This is a genomic window from Burkholderia sp. 3C, from assembly GCF_054589155.1.
In genome coordinates this window covers 24,111-30,872 of sequence record NZ_BAAILN010000005.1, presented here as the reverse complement: position 1 = coordinate 30,872, position 6,762 = coordinate 24,111, and the positions used below count along the sequence as shown (strand labels likewise).

At 60.2% G+C, this 6,762-nt stretch carries 6 protein-coding genes; 1 reads left to right on the top strand and 5 read right to left on the bottom strand.

Going from position 1 to position 6,762, the window contains the following annotated elements; all coding sequences use genetic code 11:
• On the bottom strand, positions 1 to 148 hold a 148-nt coding region (locus ACYP33_RS00355), incomplete at its 3' end, for a VOC family protein (protein ID WP_459618932.1).
• Between the two features lie 87 nt (positions 149 to 235).
• Entirely contained in the window at positions 236 to 523 is a 288-nt protein-coding gene (locus ACYP33_RS00350) for a DUF4148 domain-containing protein (protein WP_459618930.1), read from the bottom strand.
• Positions 524 to 806: 283 nt separating this feature from the next.
• Between ACYP33_RS00350 and ACYP33_RS00345 the strand changes: the two genes are divergently transcribed.
• Positions 807 to 1,271, top strand: coding sequence for a DUF3331 domain-containing protein (locus ACYP33_RS00345; RefSeq protein ID WP_459618929.1), 465 nt, complete (start codon positions 807 to 809; stop codon positions 1,269 to 1,271).
• A 48-nt stretch (positions 1,272 to 1,319) separates the two neighbouring features.
• Here the strand turns inward: ACYP33_RS00345 and ACYP33_RS00340 are convergent, their stop codons facing one another.
• The 3 genes from ACYP33_RS00340 to ACYP33_RS00330 all read right to left on the bottom strand — a co-directional run bounded on the left by ACYP33_RS00340 (position 1,320) and on the right by ACYP33_RS00330 (position 6,759).
• Positions 1,320 to 1,751, bottom strand: coding sequence for a cupin domain-containing protein (locus ACYP33_RS00340; RefSeq protein ID WP_459618927.1), 432 nt, complete (start codon positions 1,749 to 1,751; stop codon positions 1,320 to 1,322).
• Positions 1,752 to 2,110: 359 nt separating this feature from the next.
• Entirely contained in the window at positions 2,111 to 3,625 is a 1,515-nt protein-coding gene (locus ACYP33_RS00335) for an efflux transporter outer membrane subunit (protein ID WP_459618926.1), read from the bottom strand.
• Positions 3,622 to 6,759: an efflux RND transporter permease subunit gene (locus ACYP33_RS00330; RefSeq protein ID WP_459618924.1), complete on the bottom strand. Its 3,138-nt coding sequence runs from the start codon at positions 6,757 to 6,759 to the stop codon at positions 3,622 to 3,624. Before ACYP33_RS00330 ends, ACYP33_RS00335 begins: the two co-directional genes overlap by 4 nt.
• Between the last annotated feature and the right edge of the window lie 3 nt (positions 6,760 to 6,762).

The window sequence follows — 6,762 nt, the reverse complement described above, 5'->3', positions numbered from 1 at the left end:
CGTCCGACACGAAGGCCGCCGGGTATTCAGGCCGCTCGCCGACGACTTTCCAGCCGAGGCATTGTTCAAAGAATTGCCGGGTCGAGGCGAGATCTCGAACCGCCAGGCCGAGATGGTCGATGCCGCACGTCAGTGCATTATTGGACATGGTAGATAGCTCCTTCAGAGTGAACGACAGCCGTGCCCGGCCCGAAGGCCGACATCGGCAAAACCGGTAAAGACCTGGCGGGTTGCGCTATTCCGCTGCCGGCGTACGACGCCGGGCGCCTACCTCCGCCGATGACAGCTTGGCACCGGCCTCGCCAGCACTCGCCGCACGTTGCTGCACCAGTTTTCGCTCGGCTTCCACGATATTCCCCGGATGCTGCTCCTCCACACCGGCACGGGGGTTGTAGCCGGCCGCCACGAGATCTGCGAGTTCCGCGACAACCTGAGCTCTGGTGAGCGGTGCATATTGCTGAGCCGATGCGAGGCCGGGTATCGCAAGCCACGCTGCAAGAAAAATTCCCGAGATAGTTTTCACGATAAATAGACTGGATGGATAACGGACAATGACGCGCGTAGGTTACACGCGACATTCGTGATGAACTCCGATCTTTTTCGCACATACACTGATCGAAAATTCACACGCTCCGATACCCTCATCGAGTTCTTATTGAGCGATCATCTGATCTTGAGAGGCATCATTCTTCTTAAGAATCACACAGATAAAGTGATTCCCTATGGACCGATGTAGATTTAAAAAATACTACTTCATATAAAAATTTCATATCCGTTAAATTAAAAACACCACTGTAGAGGTTGTGATGTCTGCGAGAGATTTTTTTGCCAATCGGAGTGTGATCAATCAAGCGAGCGAAACTCACTTCGAGCGCGCACTTCTACGGTTGCTGCGCACCGGCGGCACATCGTCGAGCGCGTCATCCATCGCCACGATCAGCAAGAAATCCAATCGTCGAAAGACATTGCAAGCGGATGTCACCGAATCCATCGAATCTCAATCACAACCTTCTCGCATCGAGATACAGGAAATGCTGACCCCGCGTTCGCTGAGCCTGATCTGGAGCGACGCGCAGAGCGGCAACTACATGGATCAGATCTGGCATCTTGGTGTGGCGGGAAATGATGGTTTTTGCTCGATGTCCGGTCAACCGATTGCCTGTGGAGACCCAATCTTTCGCCCTCGCCGCCACCCGACGAACATACCCGGAAACTGGAATCGCATGATTCTCGCTTCCGAGGTTTTTGAAGCAGATGTCTCCACATCGTAGCCGTTCATTTCCACCGGCCACGCCACGTCGCGCAGCTCGCCAATCACATCAGCGATGGAATGCATCCATGTCCGGAAGCAGGGTCACGCTTTCCTGATCATTCGGATCGGTGCGTGCAATGATCACCACTGCGGGTTCGTTGGTATCGTTGTAAGGCTGATGCGGCACACCCGCAGGGATGTAAAAGAAATCGCCGGCGCCCACCGTGGCATGCTCCTCCAGCTTCGTGCCGTACCAGACACTCGACACGCCCGACAGCGCATAGATTGCAGTTTCGTGACCGGCGTGCAAATGCGTTTTTGCTCTTGCACCGGGCGGGATCGTCACGAGTTGCAGGTTAATGCCGGTCGAGCCAGCCGTTTCGGCTGAAATACCTACCGCATATTCAAGACCTTGCTTACCCGTGAAGGATTCCTGAGCACGTAGTAGCCGACAGGTCGGCCCCTGCGGGTCAGGCTTCGTAATCGACTTCGACGTCATGGTGTTGCTCCTGGAAGGCAGGGACGGTCGTCATTCCAACGTCGTCTCAATGGTGGGCACTCGATACTACCAATAACTCCACCGTGCAAATTCACTCAGCCGCCGATCGAAAATGCACAGGCACTTGTCGCGGACGAACGTCGACCGGACTGAAACGATAACCAGACCGAGGATTTCGTCGCCCGCACGAGCGAGTCGACCCATGGTGCTGCATCGAACCAACCTGAATTCACTGCGATAGCCATATCGAGCACCAACGACCGCAATCCGGGCAAACTGCCGGGCCGGTGCTACCGGCCCTGTAAAAACGCTTGCCGCCGCCCGTCGCAAGACGAGTCGGCGGCAATCCATTGCCGGCATCAACGCTGCGCGACGCTCGATGCTTTCAGACTCGGCTGCAGCGGGCCGCCACCGCCATCGGTCGACCATCCACCGCCCAGCGAACGATATACCGACACGGCCGCGCGCGCGGCGTCGGTGCGAGTGGCATCCAGGTCGTCATGCGCCACCAGCAGTTGCCGATCCGCATCGAGCACGTCGGTCAACGTGATCGAACCGGCCTTGTATGCGAGCTCCGACAGATCGCGCGCCTTCTGCAGCGCGACCACTTCCCCATCGAGTTCGGACTGGCGCGCCTGCGTCTCGCTGAGCGACACGAAAGCATTCTCGACATCTTCGACAGCCTTCAGCACCGTCTGTCGATACACGGCCAACGCTTCCACATTCGCGCCGCGAGCCGACTTCACCTCGGCGTCCACCTTGCCGAAATCGAATAGCCGCCAGCGCAAGCCACCCGTGATCGCGGGCTGGAATGCACGCGCGGTGAAGAGGTCATTCGTGTTCAGGCTGTCAAAGCCAAGTAGCCCCGACAGCGATATCTTCGGGTAGTAGTCGGATAACGCCGCACCAATGCGTTCACTCGAGGCGGCAAGGCGACGCTCGGCCGCGATGACGTCCGGCCGCCGCCGCAGAACATCGGTTGGATTTGCATCCGGCACGATCGCGGGAATGCCCGGAATATCGCGTGGCTGCGCGAGTTCGCTTGCATAAGTGCCGGGCTGCGCCGCCATCAATACATCGAGCCGATTCAGCTGTGCCACGAGTGCCGTACGCAGCGCCGGCAACGTTGCCTTGGCCTGGCGCAGCAGCGCCTCGGCTTGCGCGCGCTCTCGCGCATCCGCGGCACCCGCCTGTTGACGCGCATCCACGAGCTCGAGCAACCTTGAATCGGTATCGATCTGATCCTGTGCGACCGTGATGCGTGCCTGAAGCCCACGCACCTGCAAATACGCATCCGCTGCGTCGGCGGCCACGGTGATCCGCGTGCCCACCTGATCCGCCTGCGCCGCCTGCAGTTCTCCGTCGGCCGCTGCTGCATTGCGGCGCAGGCCGCCAGCCAGATCGATTTCCCAGCTTGCCGCCGTGCCGACCGTATATTCACGTTGGTTACGACTATAGCCAGGGAATTTCCGCGCCAATGAACCCAGCGGCCCCGTCAGGCTTTCGTGTTGAGCCGTCGAGGAGGCATCGAGATCGAACGTCGGCAACAGTTCCGCGCCCTCCGCCTGCGCCACTGCTCGTGCCTCCCTCACGCGTGCGAAGGCAATGGCAAGGTCGAGATTCTGCGCCAGTGCCCGATTGACGATCCTCTCGAGCATCGGATCGTTGAAGCCGGTCCACCACTTATCGAGCGATGGCGCCACGGCCGGGCCGGGCGCAACGCGTGCGTGCTGAAACGGCTTCAACGTGACCTGTGGTGGTACATAGTCAGGCCCCACCGCGCAGCCGGCCAGGCACAGCGCCATCGGCAGGCCCAGCCATTGCACGAGCTTCTTCGCTCGCGGCAGCACACGGGCATCGGTAAGCGCGATCATTGCGCACGCTCCTTGCGGCCAAACCCGCGAATGAACACATAGAACGCCGGCGTGAACAACAGGCCGAAGCCCGTCACGCCAAGCATGCCGAACAACACCGCGGTGCCGAGCGATTGCCGCATTTCCGCGCCCGCGCCGGTCGCGACGACCAGCGGCGCAACGCCGAGAATGAATGCGAACGACGTCATCAGGATCGGGCGCAGCCGTGTGCCCGCCGCGTGCACGGCAGCCGCCATTGGCGAGGCGCCCTCATCCTCTTTCTGCCGTGCGAACTCGACGATCAGGATTGCGTTCTTTGCCGCCAAGCCCACCAGCACGACGAACCCTATCTGCGCCAGGATATCGATCGGCATGCCTCGAATCGTCAGGCCCGTCACCGATGCGAGAATGCACATCGGCACGATCAACACGATCGCGAGCGGCAGCTTCCAGCTCTCGTATTGCGCCACCAGCACGAGGAAAACGAACAGCGCCGCGGCACCGAATACCACCAGCGTCGGTGTACCGCGCTGCTGTTGCTGAAACGCCAGATCGGTCCACTCGAAGCTGATGCCTGTCGGCAGCACCTGGTGCGCGAGTTCCTCCATCCGATGCAATGCGGTGCCGGTGGCCACGCCCGGCGCCGCAACACCTTGGACTTCAGCAGCGGGAAACAGGTTGTAGCGCGGCACACGGTATGGGATCGTGCGCTCGCGCAACGTGGCAACCGTGCCGATCGGCACCATTTCGCCGGCCTGATTACGAGCCTTCAAACGGGTAATATCCTCCGGGTTACGCCGGAAATCGCCATCGGCCTGCACGATCACTTCGTAGGTCCGCCCGAGATAGTTGAAGTCATTGACATACTGCGAGCCCAGATACACCTGCAGGGTTGAAAACACATCCGATGGCGTCAATCCGACCTTCTGCGCTTTCACGCGATCAATGTCCGCATAGACCGACGGCGAGCCGGCGTTGAACAGCGTGAATGCACCTGCGAAATCAGGATCCTTGTTCGCGGCCGCCACCAGGTCCTTGGCTGCCTTCACCAGCGCTTCCGAGCCGAGCCCGCCACGATCCTCGAGCATCATCTTGAACCCGCCCGCATTGCCGAGACCCAGCACCGGCGGCGGCGGAATGGTCAGCACATAGGCGTCCTTGACCACTGACAGACGCTTGCGCAAGTCCGCCAGGACAGTGTTCGCGGTAACGCCCGGCACGTCCTTGTTAAACAACGAAGGCAGCGCGGAGAACACCGTGCCCGAATTCGACGCATCGGTTTGCGTCGTCGCGTCGAGACCGACGAACGGCGCGACGTGCTGGACGCCTCGGGTGCCGAGATTGATATCGATGACCTGGCGCACCACCTGTTCGGTGCGCGCCAGCGACGAACCCGGCGGCAATTGCAACACCGAGATCAGATAGCCCTGGTCCTGCTCCGGAATGAAGCCGGTCGGCGTACGCGCAAATTCGAAGCCGGTCAGCCCGATCAACGCGACGTAGAGCACCAGCATCACCGTCAGGCCCCCCACCAGCCGCCGCGTCAAATTGCTGTATCCGAACGACAGTTTTTCGAAGGCCAGATTGAACCGCGCGAAGCCGGCATGCAGCGTGCGCATCATCCAGTTTTCGTGATGCTCGTGCACGACGTGCGGCTTGAACAATACCGCGCACAGCGCCGGGCTCAGCGTCAACGACACGAAGCAGGAAATCACGGTGGAAGCTGCGATCGTCACCGCGAATTGACGGAAGAACAGCCCGGAAATACCACTCAAGAACGCGGAAGGTACGAATACCGCACACAACGTCAGCGCAATCGACAGCAGTGCGCCACCCACTTCATTCATCGTGTGATGCGCGGCCTCGACCGGTGTCATGCCGGTGCGCATATTGCGCTCGATGTTTTCAACCACGACGATCGCATCGTCCACCACGATCCCCACCGCCAGCACCAACCCGAACAACGACAAGTTGTTCAAGGAGATGCCGAACATGGCAAGCACAATGAACGAGCCGAGCAACGACACGGGAATCGCCACGACCGGAACGATCGTGGCCCGCCAATTCTGCAGGAACACGAATACCACTCCGACCACCAGCAGAATCGCGATGAAAATCGTCACGATCACTTCATGCACCGACTTGCCGATGAACACGGTCGGGTCGTAAACAATCTTGTAATCGACGCCGGCCGGGAACTCGCTCTTCAGGTCGCGCATCGCCGCATGCACTTCCTTTTCGACCGCCAGCGCGTTGGCGCCCGGCTCCGAATAGACCAACAGCGGCGATGAATCCTTGTGGTCCATGAATGCGGTGGAACCGTAGTCGGCCGCGCCCACTTCGACACGCCCGATGTCGCGTATCTTCGTGACACGCCCCTCGGCATCCGACTTGACCACGATGTCCGCAAACTGATCCGGCGTCGTCAGCCGCCCGAGCGCCTCGACATTGAGCTGATAAGCGCCGTTGCTCGGAGTCGGCGGCTGGTTCAACACACCGGCCGACACCTGCAGGTTTTGTGCGCGCAACGCACTCAACACTTCGGCCGCCGTCAGATTTTTCGCGGCCACCTTGTCCGGATCGATCCAGATCCGCATCGCATACTCACGGCCGCCCTGGAACTGCACGTCACCGACACCCGGCAAGCGCGCAAGCGTGTCCTTCACATGCAACGTCGCGTAATTCGACAGATACAACATGTCGCGCGAGTTGTCCGGCGAATACATATGGACAACCAACAAGATGTTCGGCGTCGCCTTGCGCACCTGCACGCCAAGGCGCTGAACGTCCTCCGGCAAACGCGGCAACGCGTCCTGCACGCGATTTTGCGTCAGCATCTGCGCGACATTCAGATCGGTACCGATCCGAAACGTCACGGTGATGGTCAGATTGCCGTTACCGGTCGATTGGCTGCTGATATACAGCATGTTCTCGACACCGTTGATTTGCTGCTCGAGCGGCGTCGCTACCGTGCGCGCGATGGTGTCCGCGGAGGCGCCGGGATACGACGTGGTGATCTGCACCGTCGGCGGCACGATATCGGGGTACTGCGCGACCGGCAGCACGAACATCGCGCCAAGGCCGATCAGCGTCAGAAATGCACTGACCACGGTTGCGAAGCGAGGTCTGTCAATAAAGAAATGGGCTATGCGCATGAC

Bases quoted from the DNA above. Each gene is read 5' to 3' on its own strand.
- ACYP33_RS00330 (WP_459618924.1), bottom strand. From the start codon at position 6,759: ATGCGCATAGCCCATTTCTTTATTGACAGACCTCGCTTCGCAACCGTG.
- ACYP33_RS00345 (WP_459618929.1), top strand. From the start codon at position 807: ATGTCTGCGAGAGATTTTTTTGCCAATCGGAGTGTGATCAATCAAGCG.
- ACYP33_RS00335 (WP_459618926.1), bottom strand. From the start codon at position 3,625: ATGATCGCGCTTACCGATGCCCGTGTGCTGCCGCGAGCGAAGAAGCTC.
- ACYP33_RS00340 (WP_459618927.1), bottom strand. From the start codon at position 1,751: ATGACGTCGAAGTCGATTACGAAGCCTGACCCGCAGGGGCCGACCTGT.